32 protein-coding genes are annotated in these 25693 nt (G+C 70.7%); 8 read left to right on the top strand and 24 right to left on the bottom strand.

What is annotated here, in order from left to right; all coding sequences use genetic code 11:
- The 8 genes from ACA514_RS16645 to ACA514_RS16610 form a co-directional block, all read right to left on the bottom strand.
- Window positions 1-1140 (bottom strand): tetratricopeptide repeat protein (locus tag ACA514_RS16645; protein WP_375042030.1); only part of this gene is annotated, 1140 nt, incomplete at its 3' end.
- The gene (locus ACA514_RS16640) at window positions 1137-1529 is read right to left on the bottom strand and encodes a hypothetical protein (RefSeq protein ID WP_375042029.1); all 393 of its coding nucleotides are present in this window, start codon (window positions 1527-1529) and stop codon (window positions 1137-1139) included. The genes ACA514_RS16640 and ACA514_RS16645, both read right to left, overlap by 4 nt.
- A gap of 527 nt (window positions 1530-2056) precedes the next feature.
- Window positions 2057-2743, bottom strand: coding sequence for a tyrosine-type recombinase/integrase (locus ACA514_RS16635; RefSeq protein WP_375042028.1), 687 nt, complete (start codon window positions 2741-2743; stop codon window positions 2057-2059).
- Between the two features lie 259 nt (window positions 2744-3002).
- Window positions 3003-3431: a hypothetical protein gene (locus ACA514_RS16630; RefSeq protein WP_375042027.1), complete on the bottom strand. Its 429-nt coding sequence runs from the start codon at window positions 3429-3431 to the stop codon at window positions 3003-3005.
- Window positions 3432-3850: 419 nt separating this feature from the next.
- Window positions 3851-4255, bottom strand: coding sequence for a phosphotransferase (locus ACA514_RS16625; RefSeq protein ID WP_375042026.1), 405 nt, complete (start codon window positions 4253-4255; stop codon window positions 3851-3853).
- A complete protein-coding gene (locus ACA514_RS16620; protein WP_375042025.1) occupies window positions 4168-4512 on the bottom strand; it encodes a hypothetical protein in 345 nt (114 codons plus the stop codon). The genes ACA514_RS16625 and ACA514_RS16620 overlap by 88 nt, the downstream gene beginning before the upstream one ends.
- Window positions 4513-4603: 91 nt before the next feature.
- Window positions 4604-4771 carry a hypothetical protein gene (locus ACA514_RS16615; RefSeq protein WP_375042024.1) on the bottom strand — a complete coding sequence of 56 codons (168 nt, stop codon included), beginning with the start codon at window positions 4769-4771 and terminating at the stop codon, window positions 4604-4606.
- Entirely contained in the window at window positions 4768-5220 is a 453-nt protein-coding gene (locus tag ACA514_RS16610; protein WP_375042023.1) for a hypothetical protein, read from the bottom strand. The genes ACA514_RS16615 and ACA514_RS16610 overlap by 4 nt, the downstream gene beginning before the upstream one ends.
- Window positions 5221-5473: 253 nt before the next feature.
- Here ACA514_RS16610 and ACA514_RS16605 point away from each other — a divergent pair, with 253 nt between their 5' ends.
- Window positions 5474-5635, top strand: coding sequence for a hypothetical protein (locus tag ACA514_RS16605; RefSeq protein ID WP_375042022.1), 162 nt, complete (start codon window positions 5474-5476; stop codon window positions 5633-5635).
- A gap of 78 nt (window positions 5636-5713) precedes the next feature.
- On the top strand, window positions 5714-6091 hold the full coding sequence (locus tag ACA514_RS16600; RefSeq protein WP_375042021.1) for an SCO4225 family membrane protein: 378 nt from the start codon (window positions 5714-5716) through the stop codon (window positions 6089-6091).
- A 97-nt stretch (window positions 6092-6188) separates the two neighbouring features.
- On the opposite strand, the gene ACA514_RS16595 is transcribed toward ACA514_RS16600, so the two are convergent.
- From ACA514_RS16595 to ACA514_RS16585, 3 genes are all read right to left on the bottom strand, one after another.
- Window positions 6189-6548, bottom strand: coding sequence for an excalibur calcium-binding domain-containing protein (locus ACA514_RS16595; RefSeq protein WP_375042020.1), 360 nt, complete (start codon window positions 6546-6548; stop codon window positions 6189-6191).
- Window positions 6549-6769: 221 nt separating this feature from the next.
- Window positions 6770-7177, bottom strand: coding sequence for a PASTA domain-containing protein (locus ACA514_RS16590; protein WP_375042019.1), 408 nt, complete (start codon window positions 7175-7177; stop codon window positions 6770-6772).
- Window positions 7178-7233: 56 nt separating this feature from the next.
- Window positions 7234-7704, bottom strand: coding sequence for a DUF4352 domain-containing protein (locus tag ACA514_RS16585; protein WP_375042018.1), 471 nt, complete (start codon window positions 7702-7704; stop codon window positions 7234-7236).
- A gap of 310 nt (window positions 7705-8014) precedes the next feature.
- Here ACA514_RS16585 and ACA514_RS16580 point away from each other — a divergent pair, with 310 nt between their 5' ends.
- From ACA514_RS16580 to ACA514_RS16570, 3 genes are read left to right on the top strand one after another with little or no spacing between them, the layout of a single operon-like run.
- Entirely contained in the window at window positions 8015-8188 is a 174-nt protein-coding gene (locus tag ACA514_RS16580) for a hypothetical protein (RefSeq protein WP_375042017.1), read from the top strand.
- On the top strand, window positions 8185-8532 hold the full coding sequence (locus ACA514_RS16575) for a YciI family protein (RefSeq protein WP_375042016.1): 348 nt from the start codon (window positions 8185-8187) through the stop codon (window positions 8530-8532). The genes ACA514_RS16580 and ACA514_RS16575 overlap by 4 nt, the downstream gene beginning before the upstream one ends.
- Window positions 8522-9694 (top strand): RNA polymerase sigma factor, encoded by a 1173-nt coding sequence (locus tag ACA514_RS16570; protein ID WP_375042015.1) that lies wholly within the window; start codon window positions 8522-8524, stop codon window positions 9692-9694. The genes ACA514_RS16575 and ACA514_RS16570 overlap by 11 nt, the downstream gene beginning before the upstream one ends.
- 20 nt (window positions 9695-9714) lie before the next feature.
- On the opposite strand, the gene rlmB is transcribed toward ACA514_RS16570, so the two are convergent.
- From rlmB to ACA514_RS16520, 10 genes are all read right to left on the bottom strand, one after another.
- Window positions 9715-10635, bottom strand: coding sequence for a 23S rRNA (guanosine(2251)-2'-O)-methyltransferase RlmB (gene rlmB, locus ACA514_RS16565; RefSeq protein WP_375042014.1), 921 nt, complete (start codon window positions 10633-10635; stop codon window positions 9715-9717).
- 164 nt (window positions 10636-10799) lie between these two features.
- Window positions 10800-12197 carry a cysteine--tRNA ligase gene (gene cysS, locus ACA514_RS16560; protein ID WP_375042013.1) on the bottom strand — a complete coding sequence of 466 codons (1398 nt, stop codon included), beginning with the start codon at window positions 12195-12197 and terminating at the stop codon, window positions 10800-10802.
- Between the two features lie 115 nt (window positions 12198-12312).
- A complete protein-coding gene (locus ACA514_RS16555; protein WP_375042012.1) occupies window positions 12313-13164 on the bottom strand; it encodes an alpha/beta fold hydrolase in 852 nt (283 codons plus the stop codon).
- Window positions 13139-14410, bottom strand: a complete 1272-nt coding sequence (locus ACA514_RS16550; protein WP_375042011.1) for an RNA polymerase sigma factor — start codon at window positions 14408-14410, stop codon at window positions 13139-13141. Before ACA514_RS16550 ends, ACA514_RS16555 begins: the two co-directional genes overlap by 26 nt.
- Window positions 14407-14763, bottom strand: coding sequence for a YciI family protein (locus ACA514_RS16545; RefSeq protein WP_375042087.1), 357 nt, complete (start codon window positions 14761-14763; stop codon window positions 14407-14409). Before ACA514_RS16545 ends, ACA514_RS16550 begins: the two co-directional genes overlap by 4 nt.
- Before the next feature lie 171 nt (window positions 14764-14934).
- Entirely contained in the window at window positions 14935-15840 is a 906-nt protein-coding gene (locus tag ACA514_RS16540; RefSeq protein ID WP_375042010.1) for a DUF6585 family protein, read from the bottom strand.
- Between the two features lie 389 nt (window positions 15841-16229).
- Window positions 16230-17450, bottom strand: coding sequence for a fumarylacetoacetase (fahA, locus tag ACA514_RS16535; RefSeq protein WP_375042009.1), 1221 nt, complete (start codon window positions 17448-17450; stop codon window positions 16230-16232).
- A 70-nt stretch (window positions 17451-17520) separates the two neighbouring features.
- On the bottom strand, window positions 17521-18840 hold the full coding sequence (locus ACA514_RS16530; protein ID WP_375042008.1) for a hypothetical protein: 1320 nt from the start codon (window positions 18838-18840) through the stop codon (window positions 17521-17523).
- Between the two features lie 159 nt (window positions 18841-18999).
- Complete coding sequence (gene ispF / locus ACA514_RS16525) at window positions 19000-19470, bottom strand: 2-C-methyl-D-erythritol 2,4-cyclodiphosphate synthase (RefSeq protein ID WP_375042007.1); 471 nt, start codon at window positions 19468-19470, stop codon at window positions 19000-19002.
- Window positions 19471-19492: 22 nt separating this feature from the next.
- On the bottom strand, window positions 19493-19975 hold the full coding sequence (locus ACA514_RS16520; RefSeq protein ID WP_067459337.1) for a CarD family transcriptional regulator: 483 nt from the start codon (window positions 19973-19975) through the stop codon (window positions 19493-19495).
- A 409-nt stretch (window positions 19976-20384) separates the two neighbouring features.
- Here ACA514_RS16520 and ACA514_RS16515 point away from each other — a divergent pair, with 409 nt between their 5' ends.
- Entirely contained in the window at window positions 20385-21146 is a 762-nt protein-coding gene (locus ACA514_RS16515; RefSeq protein ID WP_375042006.1) for a hypothetical protein, read from the top strand.
- A 123-nt stretch (window positions 21147-21269) separates the two neighbouring features.
- Window positions 21270-22163, top strand: coding sequence for a hypothetical protein (locus ACA514_RS16510; protein ID WP_375042005.1), 894 nt, complete (start codon window positions 21270-21272; stop codon window positions 22161-22163).
- A 77-nt stretch (window positions 22164-22240) separates the two neighbouring features.
- On the opposite strand, the gene ACA514_RS16505 is transcribed toward ACA514_RS16510, so the two are convergent.
- Together ACA514_RS16505 and ACA514_RS16500 are read right to left on the bottom strand one after the other, a co-directional pair.
- The gene (locus ACA514_RS16505) at window positions 22241-22921 is read right to left on the bottom strand and encodes a winged helix-turn-helix domain-containing protein (RefSeq protein ID WP_375042004.1); all 681 of its coding nucleotides are present in this window, start codon (window positions 22919-22921) and stop codon (window positions 22241-22243) included.
- Entirely contained in the window at window positions 22918-24120 is a 1203-nt protein-coding gene (locus tag ACA514_RS16500) for a sensor histidine kinase (protein ID WP_375042003.1), read from the bottom strand. Before ACA514_RS16500 ends, ACA514_RS16505 begins: the two co-directional genes overlap by 4 nt.
- 179 nt (window positions 24121-24299) lie before the next feature.
- On the opposite strand from ACA514_RS16500, the gene phoU reads away from it, so the two are divergent.
- Window positions 24300-24962 carry a phosphate signaling complex protein PhoU gene (gene phoU / locus ACA514_RS16495; protein WP_375042002.1) on the top strand — a complete coding sequence of 221 codons (663 nt, stop codon included), beginning with the start codon at window positions 24300-24302 and terminating at the stop codon, window positions 24960-24962.
- 36 nt (window positions 24963-24998) lie between these two features.
- Here phoU and ACA514_RS16490 read toward each other — a convergent pair whose 3' ends face one another.
- Complete coding sequence (locus ACA514_RS16490; RefSeq protein ID WP_375042001.1) at window positions 24999-25610, bottom strand: TetR/AcrR family transcriptional regulator; 612 nt, start codon at window positions 25608-25610, stop codon at window positions 24999-25001.
- Window positions 25611-25693 lie beyond the last annotated feature (83 nt).

The following is a 25693-nucleotide window of genomic DNA, read 5'->3' as shown; positions in this document are numbered from 1 at the left end:
GCGCTCGGGGTTGTTCTGAGCGAGCTGCCTGTGCAGGGTAACGGCCTCTTGCGTAGCTTCTACAGCCTCGGTGGCACGTCCCAGGTCAGAAAGAGCTATACCGAGCTTGCTTAGGGATTGCGCGAGGTCGGGGAGGTAGCGCTCGGGGTTGTTCTGAGCGAGCTGCCTGTGCAGGGTAACGGCCTCTTGCGTAGCTTCTACAGCCTCGGTGGCACGTCCCAGGTCAGAAAGAGCTATACCGAGCTTGCTTAGGGATTGCGCGAGGTCAGGGAGGTAGCGCTCGGGGTTGGCTTCAGCGAGCCAACGGTAATTAGTTGCAGCTTCCTCTGCGACGGGGAAAGCCTCGAAGGTACGGCCGTCCTCCATCAAATCCGTAGCAAGGTTATTCAAGGCCCGCGCGAGAGGCGCAAGGTTGCGGTCAGGATCAATTGAAGCGCGCTCACGAAGATGTGAGACTCGAGATTTGGCCTGATCGATGCCGATTCGACCGGAACCGGATATTATTATCCCGGTATTCACGTAGGAAGCACCAGAGTGATCGCCGGGTGTCGAGGTGGTCAACTGTGCTCGGCCGATGTCCAGTGACACATTATGCTCCACTGTCGACTCCGAAGAGAACGCGCGAATCTTGCCGAGGTGACGCAGAATCGCGGCAAGACTGCGTTCAATCTCGGCGTCACTTGGACGCGGCTCCGTCGCGTGTACCACACTATTGCGAACTCGGAGAGCTGCACGAATAGTGGCGGCATCAGCCTTCGACGATGAGGTCTCATCTACATACTTGCGAAGCATCGCATCGAGCCCTCTGGAGGGAAGTTCTGAGCCACTGTATCGGGACCGCAATTCCTTTTCCATTTTCGACCAAGCTTCTACCAGCGTTATCGACCCGGATTCTTTCTCTCTGGAAGCATGTTCAAGTAGGCGATCCGCCCGCCTTGCCAAGATGAGGCTGTAAACTGCGATGATGAAGCTTGTCAGTCCTATAACTAGTCCCGCGAGGTCAGCAGTGTGTCTGACGTTGTCGGAAGTCAGGTAGATGGCCAAAGTAAGGCACGTCAGGAGGAATACAAAAACGATCATCGGATACTTCGACAGTATCCTGATGAAGGCATGTCGATCCTGAATGTGATCGTTCTTCATTTCTCAATACCCCAGATAATGCAGATCGCCACCACGACTACGCAGGCGCAAAATCCTGCAACACCCCACCCTTTGTCAACATTGTTCACAAAAACGCCGCCTGCAAAGGTTGTTATTCCTCCGATGAGAGTAGCCATGCCTCTATACTTGCTCGGCTTCTTCTGTATGTAACCCCTCAGCATGAACTTCGAAGTATCCATTATCAGGGTCGGTGTGATCATTGGCGTCTCTTCTTCTGAATTACCCGTCGCCAGTCTCTGTGCCTCATTTAGCAGGCTCTTGCCGTGTTCTATGATCACTGTACGGAAAGCTGCGCGTGTGGTATCAGGAAGTGCAGAAGTCCCAACAATAGTAATTCGCAACTCATCTGGTAGTTGTGGTTGCACCATGGTGTGAGCATAGTAGGAATCGGGCCCGGGGAGCAGAGAAGAGCAGGAGCCTCAGGATGATCCACGTGATCTCGCGACGGTACATGTCTCGAAGTGGGTGCGGACCATGGTCCCGATGGTCAAAGTTGGAAGCGTCGTCTGCCATAACCGGTTGAGGGAGCGTGAAGCGGGGGCCTCGCGGCCCCCAGCCCCCCGCGGACCGGAGGGTACGCCCGCGCGAATCGGTCTGTCACAGCGTCTCGTCGTTCGCGCGGGCGCACCCTCCGGGATGGGTGTGGGTGCTAACGGCGGTGCTAACAACGGGGTCGGATGATCTTGGACGGGTGTGGACGTCCGGGAGGCTGCCGCGCTGGTCAGGGGACTTGTGGGGACGGGCCTGGACGGCGCTGATCTTGCTTGTAAACAGAAGGTTAGGGGTTCAAGTCCCCTCGCCGGCTCCAGCAGGTCAGGCCCCGATTGCGATCTTGAACCGAGGGGCTCTCCACCCCCGGAATCGGGGCCGATGCATCCAGAATGCATCCACGCCATCATGATCTTGTCCCAGCGCTCGACGACGACTCCCCGCCGGACAGGTGCTTCAGCACCGTCTCAGCCGCCTCATCATGCAACGCCTGCCGCACATGCGTGTACAGGTCCTGCGTGATCCGCGTCGTCGAATGCCCCAGCTGATCCGACACCACCTTGATGTCGATCCCGCCCTCCAGGCCCAGAGTCGCCGCCGTGTGCCGCCCCTCGTGCAACCGGATCACCGGCAGGCCCGCCGCAGCGGCCTGCTTCTGGAAGTCCTTGCTCACCGCGTCCGGGGTGTAGGGGGTGCCGTCCTCCCGGCAGAACATCAGCCCGTGATCCTGGTACGCCTTGCCGGCGGCGAGCCATTCCCGTTTCAGCATCGTCAGGTGCGACGGGACCAGCCCGGCGCACCTGGAGTCCAGCGACGCCACTCGCACACCCGACCGGGTCTTCGGCGTGTCCCAGACGATCTTCCCGGCGACCTGAAGGATGGCCTGCCGGATCGGGGCACGGTGCGGGTCGCGCGCCAGATCCCCGTACTTCAGGCCGAGCGCCTCACCACGGCGCAGGCCGCGCAGCAGCACGATCCGGTACAGCAGCCCCAGCCGCTGGCCGGCCACATGCTCCAGGAAGACGACGACCTGGGCGGGCGACCACACCCGCGCCGGGTCCGGGTCTCTGGCGGTAGCTCCACCGCCAGGCACGGGTTCCAGTCGATCATCAGCTCGGCCTCGATGTATGAGTCGAATGCGGCGACCCGCACCGGCGCCCGGGAGCGTCCTAGTGGCACTTCTGGCCGAGGCCCCAGCCGTGGGTGACGAGCGGGACACCGGCTAGGTAGGCGGTGATGCCCGCTACTGCATCGCCTTATGCGCTCAGCCACGGGTCTTGGCGGGAAGCCCCCGGTCGAGCGAGGCCCCCGCCAAGATGAATTCAGACCAACTCCCGGCTCAGGAGAGCTAGCTAGATCACTCGGACCATGAACCTGGCCTCTGCGACCTGGCCCTCCTCAGAGAAGGTGATGATTTGCTGGCCCGTGTCGACTTGGTCGTGCCCTAGCTTCTTATCCAGGAAGCCTAGGTTGTCATTGTTGCTGGGCCAATCATCTTCCTCTGCGAGGTGGCCGCCCACCCACAGCCACTCGTCCTCGTTGATTTTGAAGGTCGGGGTCGTGTTGTTGACCGTCAGGGTATTGTCTCGCGCGATGTTCACCCAGTCGTGCGGACCCAGATGCCAGAGGGGGAAATTCTCGATGGCCTCGAAGTCCCCGTTCTCGTTGATTGTCGTGCGCTTCGCGCCGAGGTCGCCGTAGATCTCCAGCGCCGATCCCGGGTCAGGTCCCACGGCGACGCATTTGATGCCCTGAAGTGTGACGCTGACGTTCTTGGTCATTTTGACTCCTTGACGGCTCGCTCTTCCCCATCTTCCCCATTCAACGTATATGACAGTATTCTCGTGGAGGTCAATCGCTGTTCAAGTCGCAGCCTAGGGACCGTTGATTATTTGAGGCCGCCAATTCGATCGCTATGCATGAATTTTCAATTAGACAGTCTAAGTTTGTAGACGGCGAGTATGGTCGCATCGCAACAAGATCGCGGACTTATCTACAGAATCGCGTTCTATGCGGGAGGGGCCTCCGAAACTCCTAGCGTCGAACGCATGGTGACGCACACGCTCGATGCCCTTGACCACCTCGCACAGATCGCGAGCGCGCTCGCGGTCGCCGGCATGGCCGCGTGAGAGCACCGGCGCCGGAGATGACGACGCCCCCGTCCGAAGCTCGGGCGGGGGCGTCTCGGGTTGGACTCAGTTCAGTGCAGGTCGCGCCGGTACATCGCCCAGCGGACGGCGGCGTCGACGACCGCGCGCGCCCACGGGTGTGTGGGTGTCCAGAACGCCTCCAGCCACGTCGTGGCCAGCAGCCGGACGTAGTAGTCGATCACCTCTGGATCGGCCCTCCGCCAGGTCGCCAGCGCGCTCACGACTGCTTCGGCGTCCTTGGGCGCGTGGCCGCGCGCGATGAGGTTCACCACCAGGTCGGCGGAGTTCACCAGCGGAGCACCGCGCGAGGCCATGCCCCAGTCGACCAGCCGCGCGCCGGCGCCGGTGCTGATGACGTTGCCAGGGTTCAGATCGGTGTGCAGCAGCGTCTCACCGGCGAGCTGGTGAGGCGCTGCGGGACGACGGCGTAGTCGGACCAGCGGCCCTCGAACCACATCACCTCCGCGTCCTCGGGAAGGGCCACCTCGCCGACGGCTGCGAGGGTGTCCAGGACGGTGTCCAGATCCCGCGAACCGGGCCGGTAGTCGGCGTGCCTGCCCTCGACGTACTCGAAGACGAGGACCCTCCACCCGCCGGCCTCGATGTCTGCCAGCAGCTCCGGGGTGATTGCCCGGACGTGCTGGTTGACGGCGGCCTCACGAGCGAGCTGGGCAACGCCGCGTTCCGGTAGTAGCCGAGATTCTCGTCGCACCAGGGGACGTAGTCCGGGGAGTGGAGGACGAAGGCGTGCCAGCCGAAGTCCACGGTCTCCGACATGGCCAGCCGCACGCCGGGATTCAGCTTCACGGCCCGCAGCCAGACGAAGGTCTGCCTCCCACGCTTTCGGCGTAGGGGCGGGTGACCACTCGGTCCTTGGCGACGTAGCTGGAGAGCTTGCCGAACAGTGCAGGATCGGCCAGCTCGCGGGGGTCACGGGCGGTCAGGGCCGCCCGCTCGAGTGTGATGCTCATGTACACCTCCGGCGCGCCTGTGGTTGATGCCGCGGCCCAGGCGCGCGCCTGCTGGCCTGAGCGGCGGGGTTCTGTGTGGGGGCGGCGAGCCCGTCGAAGATGCCGATCCCGCCCGCGCCGCCGCCCCCACGTCTAGGGGTGGGAGAGTGCACCGGCGCGCCGAACCGCTCGGCGACCTGCCGGGCTGCCACCTCGGGATCGGGGTCTAGGCTCTCGCCGCGCCACTGGCGTGGCGTCCACTGGTAACCGTCACCGCACCACTGGATCTTGTACGGGCCGCGCTGCGGGAAGGAGACCCACACGAACGGACCCGGCCCGCTGACGGGCACTTCGCCGAGCATCTTCGCCGCCGTGATCACCGGAGCGATGCGGCGGAGCGCGGCGTGCAGCGGGCCGATGCGCGCCCATACGTTCCGGTGGGGCAGAGCGGGCGGGCGCTGTTCGGACATGGCAGGGTCCTCCATGGGTTGATTAGCTGGTTCGCGACGTGCATCCAGGGGTCCGCTGTGCCCGCGGGCGGGTAGCACTTGCGGGATTTGCCGGTGCGCTCGGGGCAGCTGACGACGTGCCGCGTGCAGTTCTTCAGGCACAGGCCCTCAGCGTCCCTGGGGACACAGACGTGCGGCTCTTGGCCTTGGCTCAGCGGGCCGGGCAGGGCCGCTTGCGTCGATTCTCGGTACAGGCCGCCACGTCGTCGCAGCCGTGGGCCCACGTCAGCCGCTGCAACTGTTCGCCGCGCCGCCGCCCACGGCCGGAGACGAGGTCGGCCGGACGCTCGTCCACAGCGTCGTCACCGTCCTGATGATCAGGCGGCTCGGCGTCCTGTGGCGACTCCGGATCCGCCGTCCTCGCCGTCGCACCTAGAGGCCGGCAGGCACTACCTACGCCAACCCGAGTATCTGTACTCATGGCGACACCACTGCGGCTGACCAGCATGGACGCATGTCGATCTTCAACCGCGTCCGCTCAAGGGCATCCCGATACGAGCGCGGACGTGTGGCAGCCGCCATCTCTGGCGCCTATGCAGTCCTGGTCCTGGCCAACGCCGCAGGTAGCGTGACCATGGGCATCTTCGCCGATGACCCGACGTTCAGCGGCATCTGGCTCCTACTCGTGAGTGCGCCGTCGTCATTCCTCATCACAAGCCTCACCTTCCCCCTGATCCCGGACGAGGGGCCATCACGGGCGCTAGGGGTGGTGTTGTTCGACCTTCCCTGCACGGTGGCCGGCCTGCTTCAGGCATGGTTGCTCTGGCGCATCACCCGAGGCCCCGGGAAGAAGGACACCGTTCCCCATCCCTCGCCCTGCTCGGCCACTTGATGAAGCGCGTGCAAGAAGCTGATCGCGCACTGGCGGGAGATCGGTCGGGTACGCGCCCATCGAAGGGGCGTCGTTCAGCGCGGCTGTCCTCGGGGTGTTACTCGCAGACGGTGCCGTCGTGGTCTCGGTCGATGTACCAGGAGTACTCGGGGTCCACGCCCTCGACGTACGGTCCGTACCCCTGGGCTTTCGCTTCTGTGCAGGTCCCGTAGCGGGGGTCTGTCTTCGGTGCCGCCGGCGCTTCCTTCGTTGGGTGCGGCTTCGGCCGGGGCTTCGCCTTCGTGGGCGTCTGTGACGGTGGGGTGGCGTCCTCGTACTCGGTGATCGTCATAGTCACCGTGGAAGGGATCGGGCTCGGCGCCGCAGCGGATGTCGTCGGAGAGTCGTTGTCCGATCCCTTGGCGCTGGCGCCGATCCAGATACCGAACAGCAGGAACAACACTATGAGCACGATCACGCCGCCGGTGGGGATGTGGTGCTGCTGACGCGGCGGCGGCATTTGGGGTGGTGGCGGGTACACGCTTTGGGCCTCCCGCTGCCGGGATCGAGTGGACAGTGCACCTGAGACGTTCGCCGCTCGCGCCCCGTTGACGTCCCTCGGGGTGTCTGGCACCTTCCGGCCACGCGCCAGAGGCCCCCTGCGGTGGGCGCAGGGGGCCTCTGGGGCTGTTGGCCGTGCTATTCGCCGATCTTCTTTGAGTAGAGGGTGATCGTGGCCGTTGGCTTCACGAGGGTTCCGGCGCGTGGGGTCTGGCGAACCACGACCCAGTTCCGGTCCCAGAGGAGCAGTCGGCCCTGACCCGTCGCGTCCTTCTCCGCGAGCATGTACAGGCCGTGCGCTTGCATCTCGTTCTGGGCCTGTTGATGGTTGTGGCCGACGACGTTCGGGACGCGGATCCGGACGGGCTCGGTTCTGGTCTTGACCGGCGCGGGTGCGGCTTTGGAGCCGGGCGTCACGGTGTCCGACGGTGTCGGGGTGACGGTGACGGTCTTGGCCGGGGCGGCGGCGGTGGACGTGGCCGGTCCGCAGGCGGTGAGTGCGACGGTCGCAGCGACGACGACCGCGGTGAGGATGATGCGTGGCATGGGTCTCTCCCCCGTGTCGTTGTTCATGGCCCGTCAAGGGCGTGATCGTTTCTGCGTCAGGCGACTTCGGCGCGAGCGGCCTCGCTGAAAAGCGGGTTGGTCATCGCGAGGGTCTTCGGGACAAATGTGCCCTTTCCGCACACCAGCCCAACCGCCTTCTCGCGTGGAGCGAGGGTGGTCGCGTCGATCTCGCCGTCGTACTCGCCCATCGCCTCGTCCACGGAATGCTTGACGCCCTTGGCGTCGGTGATGCTGAAGTACAGCGGGTTCACCTCCAGGGACTTCCTGGTCTGGTTGGTGACCGTCACCTTCACGCACGACAGGGCGCCGCCGTCCGACAGGACGGACTTGGAGGCGTGGGCGCGCTTGGCGACCAGTTTGATCGGCACGGTCTTCGGCTTGCCGGACGTCTTGCCGGCGGCCTTCGTGCTGGTCTGCGTCTCGGGGGTGGTGCCGGCGGCGGGGTCGCAGGCGGCCAGGCCGAGGATGGCGGCACCGGCGAGGACGGCGATGGCGATGGTGCGCATGAGGGCTCCCTTGCTCTCTGGACGTTCCGTGGCGGGGGGCTCGTCCTCTGGCGGCGGTTCTGTGACGTGGGGCGTTTACCTGGCGTTCACCTTGGTGAGGGTGGTGTCACGAAGCCGCCAGAGCAGGGGCCGTGGTTCCCCGGCACCGACGCGAAGCCGGCAGGGCGAGGTTTCGGGGGTTCGGTGTCGTTTTGGGGGGAGGGCGTTCGTGTAGGGGGCGAGAGGTCGGCCGCAGGTGAGGAGATCGGCTCGTGGGGAAGTTGACGGTGGTGGAGCATGTGACGCTCGACCGCTGCCGTGGGCGAACTCGGTGCTCGTGGACGACGCGGGGGCGGTCGCGGCGATCGAGGAGCGGGAGGAGGGGCCGGCGGTGATCGGCAGCGGGGAGCTCGTGCGGTCGCCGGCGCGGCCGGGGCTCGTGGACTCCGTCCCGACGACGACCGGGGTCGTCATCGGGACCTATGGGGAAGGGGAGGACGCATGAAGCGGTACGTGTTCAACATCATCCAGCCCGTGGGCGAGAAGCCTCCGCCGGAGGAGCTGGAGAAGGTGATGGCGCAGCTCGCGGAGATCCGGCGGGAGCTGGAGCTCTCGGAGGCGTGGGTGTTCGGGTGCCCGCTGCGCGGGCCCGGGGAGAGCGCGGTGGTGCGGCTCGAGGGCGAGGACGTGATCGCGACGGACGGGCCGTACACCGAGGGCAAGGAGCACATCGGCGGCCTCACGATCGTCAAGATGGAGACCCATGACGAGGCGCTGTGGTGGGCCGGGCGGTATTCGAGGGTGACGGGGCTGCCGGTGGAGGTGCGACCCTTCGAGGGTGAGTGCTGACGACGTCGAGCGGGCGTTCCGGGCGGAGCACGGGCGCGCGGTGGCGGTGCTGGTCCGGGCGGTCGGAGATCTGGACGTCGCGGAGGAGGCCGTGCAGGACGCGTTCGCCGAGGCGGTGCGGCGGTGGCCGGTGGACGGGCCGCCGCCCAGCCCGGCGGGGTGGATCATCACGACGGCGCGGAACCGGGCGGTCGACCGGCTGCGGCGGGAGGGCGCGCGGGCGGGCAAGCACGCGCAGGCGGCGCTGCTGGAGGGGCCGGCGGCCGAGGCGTCCGCGATGGACGACGACCGGTTGCGGCTGCTGTTCACGTGCTGCCATCCGGCGCTCGGGATGGCGGCGCGGGTCGCGTTGACGCTGCGGATGGTGGGCGGGCTGTCGACGGCGGAGGTCGCGCGGGCGTTCCTGGTACCGGAGACGACGATGGCGCAGCGGCTGGTGCGGGCGAAGGCGAAGATCCGCGAGGCGCGGATCCCGTACCGGGTGCCGGACGCGGAGGATCTGCCGGAGCGGCTGGCGGGCGTCCTCGCGGTGATCTACCTGGTGTTCAACGAGGGGTACCGGCGGGAGGGGCCGGCGGCGGAGGCGATCCGGCTGGGCCGGGTGCTGCTGGAGCTGGTGCCGGACGGGCCGGAGGTCCGCGGGCTGCTGGCGCTGATGCTGCTGGTGGAGTCGCGGCGGGCGGCCCGGGTGCGCGGCGGGGAGCTGGTGCTGCTCGCCGATCAGGATCCGGGGCTGTGGGACGAGGCGATGGCGGAGGAGGGCCGGGAGCTGGTGCGGTGGTGCCTGCGGCGCAACCGTCCCGGTCCGTACCAGATCCAGGCGGCGATCAACGCGGTGCACAGCCGTCCGCCGACGGACTGGTGGCAGGTGCTCGCGCTGTACGACCAGCTCATGGCGGTGGCGCCGAGCCCGGTGGTGGCGCTGAACCGGGCCGTGGCGGTGGCCGAGGTGGAGGGTGTGGACGCCGCGCTCGCGCTGGTCGACGGGCTCGACCTAGGCCGCTATTACCTGTTTCATGCGATCCGTGCCGATCTGCTGCGGCGGTCGGGCCGCGACGCGGAGGCCGCCGCGGCCTACACCGAAGCGATCACGCGCACCGGGGACGAGACCGAGATCGCGTTCCTCGGGCGGAGACGCCTCGCCCTGCGCCCGGAAGAGTGACCCGGACGCAGGTCGCGCCGTCAGGACCGCAGGCGGCTGATCTCGTACAGCGCGATCCCGGCGGCCACCCCGGCGTTCAGCGACTCGGCCTTGCCCGGCATCGGGATCGTCACGAGCATGTCGCAGGTGTCGGCGACCAGGCGCCCGAGCCCCTTGCCCTCCGAGCCCACGACCAGCACGAACGGTCCGCCCGCGATCTCCAGGTCGGCGACGGTGACGCCGCCGGCGGCGTCCAGGCCCGCGACGAAGCAGCCGGCCTTCTGGTACGCCTTGAGCTGCCGCGTCAGGTTCGTGGCCTGCGCCACCGGGACCGTCGCGAGCGTCCCCGCGGACGACTTCCACGCGCCCGCGTTCACCCCGGCGGCGCGCCGCTCGGGCACCACCAGGCCGGTCGCGCCGAACGCCGCCGCGGACCGGACGATCGCGCCGAGGTTGCGCGGGTCGGTGATCCCGTCCACCGCGACGATCAGCGGCGCCGTCCCGGTGAGCAGGTCGTCGGGGTGCGCGTACCGGTACGGCTTGACCTGCAGCGCGATGCCCTGGTGGACGGCCCCGTCGGTCAGCCGGTCCAGCTCCCTCGTACCGGTCTCCAGCAGCGGGATGCCGCGGTCGGCGGCGATCTGGATCGACTCGCGGACCCGGTCGTCCGTCCCCGACGACACGTACAGCGTGCTGCCGGGAACCCCCGCGCGCAGCGCCTCCACGACCGGGTTCCGGCCGGTGACCAGCTCGGGGACGTCACCGTTCGCCCGGCGCGCCCCGGCCGGGCGTCCCGTCGCGGCCGGCCGGCCGCCCTCGGCCGCCCGGCCGCGGCTGCCCGGACCCGTCGTCGGCGTGCCGGTCCGCCTGGAGTTCTTGACGGCGCGCGCCTTCTGGCGCTTGCCGTGCCAGTGCCGGTCCTCGGCCTTGGGGGTCGGTCCCTTGCCCTTGCTCTTGGCCATTGTTCGGTACGCCCCTCGCGACGATTGCGTGCGCGCCCTCGCGGCTGATCGGGCGGCTGAGATCTCCGGGGCGGCGCACATGCGGACGCCCGCGAACATTCAATTTTACCGCGCGATGCGCCATGCACATCGCGCATCGCGCCTGGCACACCGCGCACGCCCGGCTAGTCGCGCTTGAGCTCCCAGCGGGCGCCGTGCGGGGTGTCCTCGACGATGATCCCGGCGTCGGCGAGGCCGTCGCGGATGGCGTCGGCGGACGCGTAGTCCTTGCGGGCCCGCGCCGCCTGCCGCTGCTCCAGGGCCACCGCGACCAAGGCGTCCACGACGGGGCGCAGGTCGTCGCCGACCGCCTGGCTCCACTGCTCCGACAGCGGGTCGAGGCCCAGCACGTCCGCCATCGCCCGGACGGACGCCAGCTGCCCGCGGACCGCGCCCTCGTCGCCGGCCGCGAGCGCGCTGTTGCCCTCCCGGACGGTCTCGTGCAGCGTGGCGAGGGCCTGCGGGACGCCGAGGTCGTCGTCCATCGCGGACGCGAACGCCGCCGGCACCGAGGCCGCCGGCTCCACCGCGCCCACGACCTCGCTCGCCCGCGTCACGAACCCCTCGATGCGCTGGTAGGCCGAGACCGCCTCCGCCAGCGCGGCGTCGGTGTAGTCCATCAGCGACCGGTAGTGCGCGGAGGCCAGGTAGTAGCGGATCTCCGCCGGACGGGCCTTCCCGAGCAGGTCGGGCAGCAGCACCACGTTCCCGACCGACTTGCTCATCTTCTCGCCGTCCACGGTCAGCAGGCCGTTGTGCAGCCAGTACCGCGCGAACCCGTCGCCCGCCGCGCGCGACTGGGCGATCTCGTTCTCGTGGTGCGGGAAGATCAGGTCGACGCCGCCGCCGTGGATGTCGAAGGCGGACCCGAGGTACTTGGTCGCCATCGCCGAGCACTCCAGGTGCCAGCCGGGCCGCCCGTCGCCCCAGGGCGTCTCCCAGGACGGCTCGCCCGGCTTGGCGCCCTTCCACAGCGCGAAGTCGCGCGGATCGCGCTTGGCGTCCTCGTTCGGGGTGTCGCCGGTCGGCCGCATGTTCTCCAGCCGCTGGTTGGACAGCTCGCCGTAGTGGTCCGCCCACGACTTCACGTCGAAGTACACGTCGCCGGCCGCGGTGTAGGCGTGCCCCTTCTCGATCAGCCGGCGGATCAGCACGATCATCTCCGGGACGTGCCCGGTGGCGCGCGGCTCGATCGTCGGCGGCAGGCATCCGAGCAGGTCGTAGCCCTGCGTGAAGACCCGCTGGTTGCCCTCGGCGATCGCGAACCACGGCACGCCGCGTGCCGCCGCCACCGCGATGATCTTGTCGTCGACGTCGGTGACGTTCCGCGCGAACGTCACCTGGTAGCCGGACCTGCGCAGCCACCGCAGCAGCACGTCGTAGATGACACCGGACCGCAGATGCCCGATGTGCGGCGAGGCCTGCGGCGTCGCACCACACACGTACATCCCCACGCGGCCCTCTTCCAGGGGCTCGAACGCACGGACGCTACGGGTACCGGTGTCGTAAAGGCGCAGACTCACGGCTCCAGGTTATTGGATCGACGCCCGCCCGCGTGGGCTCTCGCACACCCGCGCCCCGCCGCCTCACCGCGTACGAGGCCGATGGGGCGGGGCGGCGCGCGGCGGCCGGGCGGACTCAGGGGGTGGTGAAGGTCCTGCTCAGGTTGGCGGCGAACGCCGGGGCCTCGGCGCCGAAGCCGCCGTGGTCGCCGGGGTAGGTCTCGGCGGGCCGTCCGAGGCGCTCGGCCAGGGCGAGGCCGGCCCGGTGGGGCGGCTCGCCGGCGGACCTCTCACCGACCGCCACGACGATCTCGACGGGCGCCGCGCGCAGTTCGTCGAGGTCGAGGGCATGCCGGCCGAAGGAGGGCACCTCGTAGCCGATGAAGAAGCCGGTGTTCTTCTCGAAGCGCGCGAACATCTCCAGCATCTCAGGGCTCGGCGACTCAGCGGGCTCGGCGGGCTCGGCCGCGTCTGGGGAGTCGTCGCCGCCGGACATGCCCATGGCGGCGCCGAACACACCCATCGCCGGGCCGGCACCGCCGTCCCGGTAGGCCTGCTCGACGTCCGAGATGACCGACTCCCAGTGATCGGCGTCCGGCAGCAGCCCGAGCAGCGGCGGCTCGTGCGCCACGACCGCGCGGACCTGCTCCGGGTGCCGCACCGCCAGTTCGAGGGCGATCAGCGCACCCGAGCTGTTCCCGAAGACGAAGGCGGGCGCGCCCGCCACCTCGGCGAGCAGCCGGGACGCGTCGTCGGCGTGGACGGAGACGTCCTGGGGCTCCGGCGGGCCGGCGAGGGGGCTGCGCGAGTTGCCGCGCCGGTCGTAGGTGACGACCGTGTACCGGTCGGCGAGCAGCGCCGCGAGGCCGGCGTACCCGGCGGCGTCGTAGATCCCGCCGCAGATCAGCAGCAGGACGGGACCGGAGCCGCGCACCTCGTAGTGCAGGGAGGCGCCGGGGACGTCAAGGGTTCGCGTCGTCGTTTCCATCGTGGTCTTCTCCGTCGAGTCGTGCGATGCGGGCTTCGAGGTAGCGCTGTTCGGGGAGGCTCGTGGTGCCGCGGGCGGCCTCCCGGTAGGCGTCACGGGCGGCGGCCGTGTCGCCCGCGCGTTCCAGCAGGTGGGCCCGGACGGCCGCCAACCGGTGGTGCTCGGACAGGCGCTCGTCGCCGTCCAGCGTCCGCAGCAGGTCCAGGCCGGCCCGCGGACCGTGCACCATCGCGAGCGCGACGGCCTCGTTCAGCGTGACCACGGGGTTCGGCGCCAGGTGCGACAGCAACCGGTAGAGGCCGAGGATCTGCGGCCAGTCGGTGTCCTCGGGGCGCGCGGCCTCCGCATGGACGGCGGCGATCGCGGCCTGCACCTGGTACGGGCCGGGCGGCGACCAGGTGAGGGCGTCGGTGATCAGCCGGGTGCCCTCGGCGATGGACGCGGCGTCCCACCGCGTCCGGTCCTGCTCGGTGAGCGGGACGAGCAGGCCGTCGCGGCCGGTGCGGGCGGGGCGCCGGGCGTCGGTCAGGAGCATGAGGGCGAGCAGCCCGGTGACCTCGCCGTCCCCGGGCAGCAGGCCGTGCACCGCCCGGGCCAGCCGGATCGCCTCGGCGGTCAGGTCGGCGCGCTGCAGGTCGGGGCCGCTGGAGGCGGTGTACCCCTCGTTGAAGACCAGGTACAGCACGTGCAGGACGGCGCGGAGCCGCTCGTCGCGCTCGGCCGGCGGCGGCGGCGCGAACCGGGCGCCGGCCGCCCTGATCCGCTGCTTGGCCCGGCTGATCCGCTGCGCCATCGTCGCCTCCGGCACCAGGAACGCCCGCGCGATCTGCGCGGTGCCCAGCCCGCCGACCGCGCGGAGGGTGAGCGCGACCTGCGAGGACGGCGTCAGCGCGGGATGGCAGCACAGGAACAGCAGGGTCAGCGTGTCGTCGCGGTCGCCGGGCCGGTCCTCCCCGGGGCCGTCCTCGTCCGCCGGCGCCTCCCGCAGCGCGACGGCGGCCTCCCGGTCGCGGCGCGCGCGGTCGCTGCGCCACTGGTCGGTGAGCCGGCGCGTCGCGACGGTCAGCAGCCAGCCGCGCGGGTTCTGCGGGACGCCCTCCCCCGGCCACTGGACGGCCGCGGCCAGCAGCGCCTCCTGGACGGCGTCCTCGCACTGGTCGAACGCGCCGTGCCGGCGGACGAGGGTCCCGAGGACCTGCGGCGCGAGCTCGCGCAGCAGGTCCTCGACCGCGACGGCGAGGGTCACATCTCGCTCCCGGCGTGGTGCATGACGGGACGGACCTCCATCCGCCCGCCGAACCGGACGTCGGGCCAGCGCGAGGCGATCTCCACGGCCCGCTCGAGGCTCTCGCAGTCGACGGTGAGGTAGCCGGCGAGGTGCTCCTTGGCCTCCACGAACGGGCCGTCGGTCACCGCGGGCAGCCCGTCCCGCTCCCGGACGACCCGGGTGGTGGACGGGTCGGCGAGCGCCTCGGTCACCACCAGCTCGCCCCGCTCGGTGATCTCCTTCATGATCTCGTCGACCTCGCCGAACAGCCGCTGCCGCTCCTGCTCGGTCAACTCCTCGACGAACCCGGGCCGGTTGAAGATCAGCAGCATGTACTTCACGGTGTCTCCTCTTCCCGCGGCGGCCTCGCACGGCCGGCGCGCGGGTCTCGGTGCGGCCCTCGGTGGCCGCGCGTCACCCGGTGATCGGAGCCGCGGCCGGTTCCTCGACATCCTCCCCGAAGAAATCTCCAACCCCACCGAAAAACGCCCCCGGTGCGCGCCCTAGACGGGGCCGAGCATTTTCCTGATCTGGTCGCAGAGCAGGGTGAAGGGCAGCGCGTCCGGCATGTGACCGGCGATCGCGGCCAGGTCGGGGTGGCCGCCGTAGCCGTGCACGGTCACCAGCCCGCCGCCGATCCCGACCTCGCGGACGGCCGGCCATGGGAGCCGCTGCCCGTCCTTCTCGACGCCGTCGAGGTCGACGGTGAACGGCCCCAGCCGCACGGGCTCGCCCGCCTTCACCGACGCGAGGAGCCGGGGCACCGCGCGGCGCGTCACCTCGGCGGCGACCGTCTCGCCGAGCGTCCGCACGCCCGGCAACTCGTCGCCGAAGCGCAGCACGCGTCCGTCCGACGCCACGACCGTGAACCGCCATCGGGTCCCGCCGCCCGCCCCGGAAACGCCCACCCGGGTCGTGGCGGCGGCCCGGCCCGGCGGCGCCGGAGGGCCGGCTCCCGTCTGGACACCGGACACGGTCACCGAGGCCAGGTCGTCCCACACGAACACCCCCGCATCGCCGCCGGCACCGCGTGCATCCTCACCACCCCAGGCCCCGCCGTCCGCCTGCCAGGCGCGGCGGTCTCGTGCGACAGCGTTGTCACGCGGACCGCCGTTCGGGCGAGGGGCCGGGGCCACGATCAGGCCGCCGGTGAAGAGGTGGACCACCTGAGCGCGTTTCCACACGGTGCTCCACCCCGCGATCCAGCCGGCCGCCGCCGCGCACCCCATCGCGATGACGGTGAGCGGTGCGCCGAGCCACGCGCGCCCGGTGAGGAAGGCCGCAACGGCGGCCGGAACCAGCAGGACCACGGCCGTGGCGAGCGCGGCCAGCCAGGTGAGCGCGCGGCGCCGGGCCGGCCGCCCGTCGAAGGTCCGGACCAACTCGCCGATCGCAGGTGGCTCAGCCATCACCCTCCCGCTGACCAGCGGCTCGTACCCGAACCTAGGCCGGGACGTCCCACCCCACGGTGAAAGCGACCCAGACCCCGGCCGGGAGCGGGGTGGGGCCAGGTCGGGCGGGTTCTGGACGTCGTCCGGCGAGGGCGCTGCGGGACGTGCGGCCGATCTGCGCGCGGGATGCCGGGCGGGCGATCGGCGTACCGCGTGTGACGTCTGCGTGGGGTCTGGCCCACGGCCCTGCAGTGCGGCATCGCCGCCTCCCATCGGGGACGCCTTCGTCCCCTTACCGTACGTCTTCACCCCTGCCGTGCCAGGCTCCAGCGGGCCCGACGGCTCCATGTTGGCGGCCGCCCGCCACCGACGGAAGCAGAACATCGTTCTGTGGATAACCCGCGCCGTCAGGGCAGCGGCGGATGCACCGTCCCGACGACCTCGCCCAGGGAGATGACCGAGCCGGACGCGCCCGGGGCCTTCGCGCGGATCGTCACCGTGTCGCCGTCCTCCAGGAACGTCCGTTCCGTCCCGTCGCCCAGCGCCACCGGCTCGCGGCCGTTCCACGCGAGTTCCAGCAGGCAGCCGCGCTGCCCGCGCTCGGGGCCCGACACCGTCCCGGACGCGAACAGGTCGCCGGTCCGCAGCGGCGCCCCGTTGACCGTGGCGTGCGCGAGCTGCTGCGGCGCCGTCCAGTACATCCCGGCGAACGGCGGCTCCGCGACGACGTGCCCGTTGATCAGGACCTCCAGCCGCAGGTCGAGGCCCCACGGCTCGTCGCAGCGCAGGTAGCCGAGCGGCTCCGGATCCTGGGCGGGCGGGGCCAGCCGGGCGTGCTCCAGCGCGGCGACCGGCACCACCCACGAGGAGATCGACGTCGCGAACGACTTGCTCAGGAACGGCCCGAGCGGCTGCGACTCCCATGCCTGCAAGTCCCGCGCGCTCCAGTCGTTGACCAGCAGGAACCCGAACACGTGATCGCGGAAGGCGGCCGTCGGCACCCCGCGTCCCGCCACGGACGGCACGCCGGTGACGAACCCGACCTCCGCCTCGAAGTCCAGCCGGAGCGACGGCCCGTACGACGGCTCGGGCTCGCCCGGACCGGTCATGCGCTGCCCGGACGGCCGGACGATCGGGGTCCCCGTCGGGTAAACCGTGCCCGCGCGCCCGTGGTAGCCGACCGGCAGCCGCTTCCAGTTGGGCTTGAGCGGTTCCGCCTCGGGGCGGAAGATCCGGCCCACGTTGGAGGCGTGGTGCTCGGAGGAGTAGAAGTCCACGTAGTCGGCGACCTCGATCGGCCGGAGCAGCTCCACGTCCGCGACCGGGATCAGGTGCGGCAGGACCTGGTCCCGGTGCGCCTCGCCGGTCAGCAGCTCGGTGAGCCGGGCGCGGTTGGCCTGCCAGGCGGCCCGTCCGGCCACCATGAAGGCGTTCAGCGAGCCGGACGCGAAGTAGTGCCGGTCCTCCACCAGCCCGGCGGCCGACAACCCCGCGAGGTCGAGGACGTACGCCCCGATCGCCACGCCCACGCGCGGCATCTCCCCGGGACGCGAGAACACGCCGTACGGCAGGTTCTCGATACCGAAGCCGTCGTCCTCGTCGACCTCAACCCACGAAACCGTCGTCATGCAGACGTATCTTCCCCGCAGTGCCCAATTCTGACCGGCCCGAGCCGCGCCGGATCCGCCCGCTCGGGGCCTACTCGGCGGGCGGGATCGGGCCGCTGCGGAAGTTGCCGGACGGCGGCGGGTTCCAGTCCCAGATGCGGCCCTCGCCCGGCTCCGACTCGTCTTCCGGGCTGGGCGACGGGCGCGGGACACGCGGAATCGGCGGCGCGTCGCCGTCGCCGCCCGCGTCGGGGTCCTCGGCCCGGTCGGCGGGCGGGCCGTCGTGCTCCCCCGCGTCGGACGGGTCGGCCTCGTCCTCGTGTCCCGGCATGACGATGTCGGGACGGGTGGTCCGGGCGTGATCGAGCGGCTCGGGCCCGCCGGCGTCGCGGCTCCTGACCAGTTCCACGTCGGTGGCGAGCAGCGCCGGCGCCGGCCGGGGCGCGGGCAGCGGATCGAGCGGAGGGGACGGCTCCCGGTCGAACTCCTCCGCGTACTCGACGCCGTAGTCCTCGTCCTCGTCGTGCCCGTCCCCGTCGTCGTGCCCGTCCCCGCGCTCCGTGTCGTATCCGGCCTCCTGCGCCCTCTCCTCCTCGTCGCCGTAGTCCTCGTCGTCGTATCCGCCGTCGTGCCCGCCCTCGCGGGCGGCCACGGGCACGGCCGCCTCTTCGTAGCCGTGCTCGTCCGCGGCCCCGTACTCGCGTACCGCCGCGTATTCGGCCTCCCCGGCCGTCTCGTACTCGTGAGCCGGTTCGCGGTCGTGGACGGTCCCGGGCTCGAAGTCGTGGTCCGGGCCGGAGACCGGCAGCAGGTCCAGCGGGCGCACGGGCTCGCGCTCGTCGGCGTACCGGGAGCCGTCGCCGGCGGGCGCGTCCAGCGCGGCGGGCGGTTCCAGGGCCGGGAGCACCCGGACGTGGCCGCGCTGCGTCTCGACGGGCTCGGGCTCACCGTCGGCGGGCCGGGCCACCCGGATCTGCTTGATCATCGTCAGCCACAGCCATACGGCGATCACCAGCAGCACATGCGGCGCCACGGCGACGCCCGCGCGGACGGGGGTGCGGGGCAGCGACCCGAACCCCCACACCGCGTGCTGGACGGCGGCAGCGGCGGCTCCGGCCAGCAGGAGCAGCAGCAGGGCCCAGCGGAGCAGCCGTGTCCACCAGCGGGCGTTGCGGGCGACGACCAGCGCCAGGATCGTCATGGCGGTGAGCGCGTCGGCCATCACGGGATAGACCGGCGCCCACCGGTGACTCGCCCGCCCGGCCAGCGCGAGTTCGCGGAGCACGGGGTAGGTCAGCACGTAGGCGCCGGCCGCCAGCGCGGCGACGACGAGGCCGGCGGTCGCGGTGAGCAGCCGCCGCTGGGCCGGGCTGTAGCGGGGGCCGCCGGGCCGCGTGGGATCAGATGGCATGACTCTCGTTCCGGGGTGAGCGCCTTGCGGGGTGGGCCTTCAAGGCGACCCTAGCCAGCCCGGACGGCGCTCACCCGCATCTTCGCCGCGATCACTCGCCGCCGCGCACCATAGGCCCCGAGACGCCCGCTATGCGGCGCGGCGCTGGGGTGGGGTGGATCAGGCGGGAGGCAGGACCAGAGCGGTCGCGACGGCGGCGAGGCCCTCGCCGCGGCCGGTGAGGCCGAGGCCGTCGGTGGTGGTGGCGGAGACGCTCACCGGAGCGCCGCCCAGCGCCTCGCCGAGCACCTTCTCGGCCTCGGCGCGGCGCTTGCCGATCTTGGGCCGGTTGCCGACGACCTGGACGGCGACGTTGCCGATGGTGAAGCCGGCGTCGCCGGCCAGCCGGGCGACCTCGCGCAGCAGGTCGGTGCCGGACGCGCCGGCCCAGCGCGGGTCGGCGGTGCCGAAGACGGCGCCGAGGTCGCCGAGGCCGCAGGCCGACAGCAGCGCGTCGCAGGCGGCGTGCGCGGCGACGTCGCCGTCGGAGTGGCCGGTCAGGCCGTGGCCCTCGCCGGGCCATTCGAGACCCGCGACCCAGAGCGGGCGCGGGGACGACGAGAACGGGTGGACGTCGGTGCCGACGCCCACCCGTGGAATCCGTGCGCTCAACTCAGCTGGCCAGGACCTCGTCGAGCAGGGCCTCGGCCTTGTCCTCGTTGGTCTTCTCGGCGAGCGCGAGCTCGCTGACCAGGATCTGGCGCGCCTTGGCGAGCATCCGCTTCTCGCCCGCCGACAGGCCGCGCTCCTTGTCGCGCCGCCAGAGGTCGCGGACGACCTCGGCCACCTTGTTCACGTCGCCGGAGGCGAGCTTCTCAAGGTTCGCCTTGTACCGGCGCGACCAGTTGGTGGGCTCTTCGGTGTAGGGTGCGCGCAGCACCTCGAACACCTTCTCCAGACCCTCCTGGCCGACGACGTCCCGGACGCCCACGTCCTCGACGTTCTCGACCGGGACCTGCACTGTCAGGTCGCCCTTGTCGACCTTCAAGACCAGATAGGTCTTTTCCTCACCTTTGATGGTGCGAGTCTCGATGGCCTCGATCCGAGCAGCCCCATGGTGGGGGTAGACGACGGTGTCGCCGACCTGGAAAGTCATGTGACAAGTACCCCTTCCGCTAGAACCAGGATAGCACGGAAACCGGCGTGGCCGAACCGACCTTGGGTACATATGCGCAGGTCAACCCCCTTATTGGGGTATTGACAAAGCTCTTTAATGGTGCATCTGGCACCTGTTCCGCCCACTCTGCGTGACCGCCGCACCACCTGCCTCCACCTGCGCCCCCTTACCGCCAACGGCCCCCGGGATACAAGCGTCGCCGCCGCCGATCGGGCGGACGCGCCCCATACTGGAGGTGAACATGCCGCCCCGGGCGGGTACGAAGCGCCCGGACGGGACCGAAACGGGACCGAACCACCTCCTGGAGCCCAGGGGCCGCCGCCCCGGGGGGCGGGCCGGTGGCGGGCGGCGAGGCGGTGCCGGCGGAGCGACGGCGAGGAGGTGCGGCGTGAGGCCGGACGGCGACCCGGATCCCGATGACTACGGGCTCCCTCATGTGGACGTCGTCGTGCCGGACGACGCCCGCGAACTCGACCGGGACGTCCTCGCCTACCGCCGCGAGGAGCGCCGGCGGCGCCGCCGCAGGCGGGTGCGGCGGCTGTTCCGCCCGGTCACCCGGTTCGGCGTCGCCATCCCGATCATCGCCGGGGCGCTGCTGGTCGCGCTGATCAGCGGCGCGCTGATGACGGCGTTCGGGCCGCGCCCGGCGCCGCGTCCGAAGGGCGTCCCGCTGGCCCCGCACCCGACCGCGGCGCCGGGCGCGATCGGCGGCCTGCTCCCGGTCGGCCCGGTGGACGAGGTGAACGGCCACAAGAGCGCCCGGAACCTGCGCGACCTGCGCCCGGCGGTGTTCGGCATCGTGCCGCCGGGCTACCGGTGCCAGGACGTCGTCGCCGCGCTCGCGGGCCGGACGCACGAGTACGGGATCAAGTTCCTGCTGGTCGCCGACCCGCGCGGGGCGGCCGGCCGGGAGCCCGTCCCGCTCAAGGAGCTGAAGGCGTGCGCGGGCACGGCCCACGACGGGACGCCGCTGGTCCTCCAGGACGGCAAAGCCCTGCTGGCTGGCGCCTACGCCCCCGCCCCGGGCTCGCCGGCGGCCGGGCTGACCGCCGTGTTCGTCCAGCCGGACGGCATCGTCAAGGAGGTCGTGAACGCCCCCACTCCCGGCCCGGACCTCTCCCAGAAGGTCAAGTCACTGGGATACGGCTGACAAGTTCCGGCGTGTCACCACCCCGGATCGGGCCTCGGACCCGGACCTCGCTACGCTTCCCCTGGCGTATCTCACGCCGCTCTCGAAACGTCCAACGCCTTTTTTCGCGAGGAGACCGACGCCGTGATCCGAAACAGCCGTCGAGTGGTCGCGCTCGCCGTCGCGGGCGCCGTCGCGATCGCACCGGTGATCTCCGGCTGCGGCGCCGGCGAGGAACCTCAGACCTCCGCTCCCACCCAGCTGACGGAGGGCGTCAACGCGTCGCTCCCGAAGAACAAGCCGGCGGCGGCGCAGATCGACATCCGCAACCTGTTCGTGCTCGGCCCGAAGCCGGGCCAGACGCTGGCGCAGGGCGCCGCCGCGCCGCTGTACGCGACGATCATCAACCAGGTGAAGGGCCGGCCCGACAAGCTCGTGTCCGTCGCCTCGCCCGCGTTCTCCCAGGTGAAGATCGCCGGCGGCGGCGTGGTGATCCCGCCGGCCGCGCCGTCCGGCGAGGGCGGCGCGGTCAAGCTGGTCGGGCAGACGACCGCGCCGGGCACCGGGCCGAGCGCGACGCCGACCACCAAGAAGGGGAAGAAGTCGCCCGGCGCGTCCGCGACGCCGAGCGCGACCGGCTCGCCCGTGACGCCCGCCCCGACGGGCACCGGTGAGGCGCCGAGCGGGAACCCCTCGCAGGAGTCCAGCAACACGCCGTCGGCGCCGCAGCAGACCCCGAACGTGCCGGCGCCGGCCGGCGGGACGGGCCCGCTCGTGGTGCTGACCGGGCTGTCCCAGCAGCTGTACGGCGGCGAGCACCTCAAGGTGACGCTGCAGTTCGAGCAGGCCGGGTCGATCCAGGTCGAGGTCCCGGTCATCCCGCAGCAGGGCGAGTACGTGACCTACCCGGCCGCGGCCGAGCCGTCCCCGGGCGGTGCCGCGACGCCGAGCGGCGGCGCGACCCCGACGCCGAACGTGTCGGGCGGCTCCGGTGAGAACGGCGAGTCGCCGACGCCGTCCATCTCCCCCTCCCAGTGAGGCACTGAACAAAAAGGAACGGCCCGTACGGCACTCGCCGTACGGGCCGTTCCTTTTGCGACGGCTGTCTCGGATTCTTAGGGCTCGAACTTGTAGCCCAGGCCGCGGACGGTGACGATGTAGCGCGGTGTGGACGGGGTCGCCTCGATCTTGGCGCGGAGCCGCTTGATGTGGACGTCCAGGGTCTTGGTGTCCCCGACGTAGTCGGCGCCCCACACGCGGTCGATCAGCTGCATGCGGGTCAGGACGCGGCCCGCGTTGCGCAGCAGCACCTCCAGCAGCTCGAACTCCTTCAGCGGGAGCTGGACGGCCTCGCCGGCGACGCTGACCACGTGCCGTTCCACGTCCATCCGGACCGGGCCGGCCTCGAGCGTGGCGGGGGCCAGCTCCTCGACCTCGCCCTGGCGGCGCAGCACGGCCCGCATCCGGGCGATCAGCTCCCGGGTGGAGAACGGCTTGGTGACGTAGTCGTCGGCGCCGAGTTCGAGGCCGACGACCTTGTCGACCTCGCTGTCCTTGGCCGTCAGCATGATCACCGGGACGCTGGACCTCGTCCGCAGCTCCCGGCACACCTCGGTGCCGGGCAGGCCGGGCAGCATCAGGTCGAGCAGCACGAGGTCGGCACCGTTGCGCTCGAAGATGTCGAGCGCGTCGGGGCCGGTGGCCGCGACGGCCACCTCGAAGCCCTCCTTGCGCAGGTTGTAGGACAGTGCGTCGCTGAACGACTCCTCGTCTTCAACGACGAGCACGCGGGTCACGGTGTTGCCTCCCGGGCGGTTTCCATTGCGGCCCTTCCGACGGGCCTCACTGCGGGCACGGGCGGGTCGAGCAGGGGGAGCCGGAGCGTGAACGTCGAACCGGACCCCTCCTTGCTCCACACCGTCACCTCTCCGCCGTGCTTGGTGGTGACGTGCTTGACGATGGCCAGTCCGAGGCCGGTGCCGCCGGTCTGCCGCGACCGGGCCGGGTCGACCCGGTAGAACCGCTCGAAGATGCGCTCGATCTCCGTCTCCGGGATGCCGATCCCCTGGTCGGTGACGTTCACCTCGACGTACCGGTCCTCGCACCGGCGGGCCGACACGACGACCCGGGTGTGCTCGGGGCTGTAGGCGACGGCGTTGTCGATCAGGTTGCGCAGCGCGGTGATCAGCAGCTCCTCGTCGCCGCGCACCCGCAGGCCCTCCTGCCCGCCGGCGGCCAGCTCGATGTCCTTGCTGGCCGCCTTGATCTGGCAGCGGTCGATGGCCTCGGCGGTGATCTCGTCCAGCCGGACGGGGACCAGCTCGGGCAGGGGCTCGTCGCCCTGGATCCGCGACAGGGTCATCAGGTCCTGGACGAGGTTGGTCAGCCGGACGGACTCGTACTGCATGCGCCCGGCAAAGCGGCGGACGGCCTCCGGGTCGTCGGCGGCGCCCTCGACGGTCTCGGCGAGCAGCGACAGCGCGCCGACCGGGGTCTTCAGCTCGTGGCTGACGTTGGCGACGAAGTCGCGGCGGATGGCCTCGGTGCGGCGCATCTCGGTGAGGTCCTCGGCGAGCACGAGGACGAGCCCGTGCGAGCCGAGCGGCGCGACCCGCACCGCGAACCAGCGTCCCTCGGCCCGGCCGCGCCGGCGGGTCTCCCCGACCTGGATCTCGGTCTCCCGGATCTCGCCGTCGCGGCGGACGAGCCGGGCCATCGCCAGCAGCTCGTCCACGACCAGGCGCTCGCCGCTGACCATGCCGAACGCGCGGGCGGCGGAGCTGGCCCGCAGCACCCGGTCCTCGGCGTCCACGACGACGGCCGAGGACCTCAGCACGCTGAGCACCGAGGCGACCCCCGGTGGCACGCCTCCGGCCGGCGCCGCCGGGGACGCCGTCCGCTGGGCTCGCTCGCTCACGCGCACCGCCAATCCAGTAGCGAGCCCGATCGCGAGCCCGGCAAGCCCGGTCAGGCTCGCGACGATTTCGACCTCCACACCACGGATCGTAAGCGGCGTTGCGAGCGTTGCCGCCCGGTGGCCTGCTCGAACGGGGTCTCGTTCCCCGAAAGTTCACCTTCTTATACGCGCCGGTTCATGCTGGTGGGGCAGGCTGTTGCGTGGGCGAGTCCGCCCGGATTGCCACTCTTGCCCCTCTTTGCCCCGAGGAATCCCAATTGCGTGACGCGTATCACGAGGAGCTCGACTCCCTCTCCGACAAGCTGGTGGAGATGACCCGGCTCGTCCGCTCCGCGATGGCCCGCGCGGTCACCGCGCTGCTGGACGCGGACCTGCGGCTGTCGGAGGAGGTCATCAGCGGGGACGAGCAGGTCAACAAGATCGACAATGAGATCGAGGAGACGGTCTTCGACCTGATGGCCCGGCAGCAGCCGGTCGCCGGCGACCTGCGCACCCTGATCACCGCGCTGCGGATGAGCGGCGACCTGGAGCGGATGGGCGACCTCGCGGTGCACATCGCCAAGACCGCCCGCCGCCGCCACCCCGAGACGGCCGTGCCGCCCGAGCTCCAGGCCACCGTCCTGGAGATGGGGCAGATCGCCGAGCGGATGATCGCCAAGACGGGCAGCGTGATCGCGTCCCAGGACGTCGAGATGGGTCTCGAGCTCGACGCCGACGACGACCAGATGGACCGCCTGCACCGCCGGCTGTTCGACATCCTGCTGTCCCCCAAGTGGAAGCACGGCGTCGAGCCGGCCGTCGACATCACCCTCGCCGGCCGCTACTTCGAGCGCTTCGCCGACCACGCCGTCCACGTCGCGGAGAACGTCGTCTACCTGGTCACCGGCCAGCGCCCCGCAGAGATCACCGACCTCTCCTGACCGCCGCCGCCGGCCGCCGGCCCCGCCGCGGCGGGGTCAGGCCGGCGGGGCGACGAGGGCGCCGTTGGCGAGCGCCCTGATGCCGAGCTTCAGGTCCCGCGGCGTGACGTCGTCGATCAGGAGCCGCTGCAGCAGGTATCCGGGCATGATCGCGAAGAGGGTCTTGCTCGCGGCTCCCACGTCGGTGCCGGGCGGCAGCCGCCCCTCGTCGACGAGCCGCCGCAGGTAGCCGCTCCAGATCTCGCGCAGCCCGGCGAACGACCGGGTGAGGTGCTCGGCGAGGTCGGGGTCGTACATGGCGAGGGCCCAGGCCTGCGGGGCGAGCCGCACCGGCCCGTCCTCGCCCGACAGGCCGGTGAGCTCGTCGGCGAGCGACTCGAGGATCTCGTCGAGCGGGAGCAGCCGGTCGCCGGTGGTGAGGCGGGTCAGGAACGCCTGCAGGTCGCCGACCACGGCCATCAGGTTGGCGGCGACGATCTCGTTCTTGCTCTTGAAGTACCGGTAGACGGCCCCGGCCGACAGCCCGGACTCGGTGAAGATGTCCTGCATGGACGTCTCGTGGACGCCCTTGCGGACGAAGCACCGGCGCGAGGCGTCCAGGATCTGGCGGCGCCGGCGTTCGAGGTGCTCCTCGCTGACCCGTGGCATGCCCCCAATCTAAAACGGACGTTCGTTTCTTGACAAGCCGTTCGGCCCGGTGCGACGCTGGCGGCATATAAAAGAACGGACAT

The organism is Actinomadura sp. NTSP31 (genome assembly GCF_041951385.1).
Classification (GTDB): Bacteria; Actinomycetota; Actinomycetes; order Streptosporangiales; family Streptosporangiaceae; genus Spirillospora; species Spirillospora napierensis.
The sequence above is the reverse complement of the archived record's forward strand: the minus strand, read 5'-3'. Positions and strand labels throughout refer to the sequence as shown.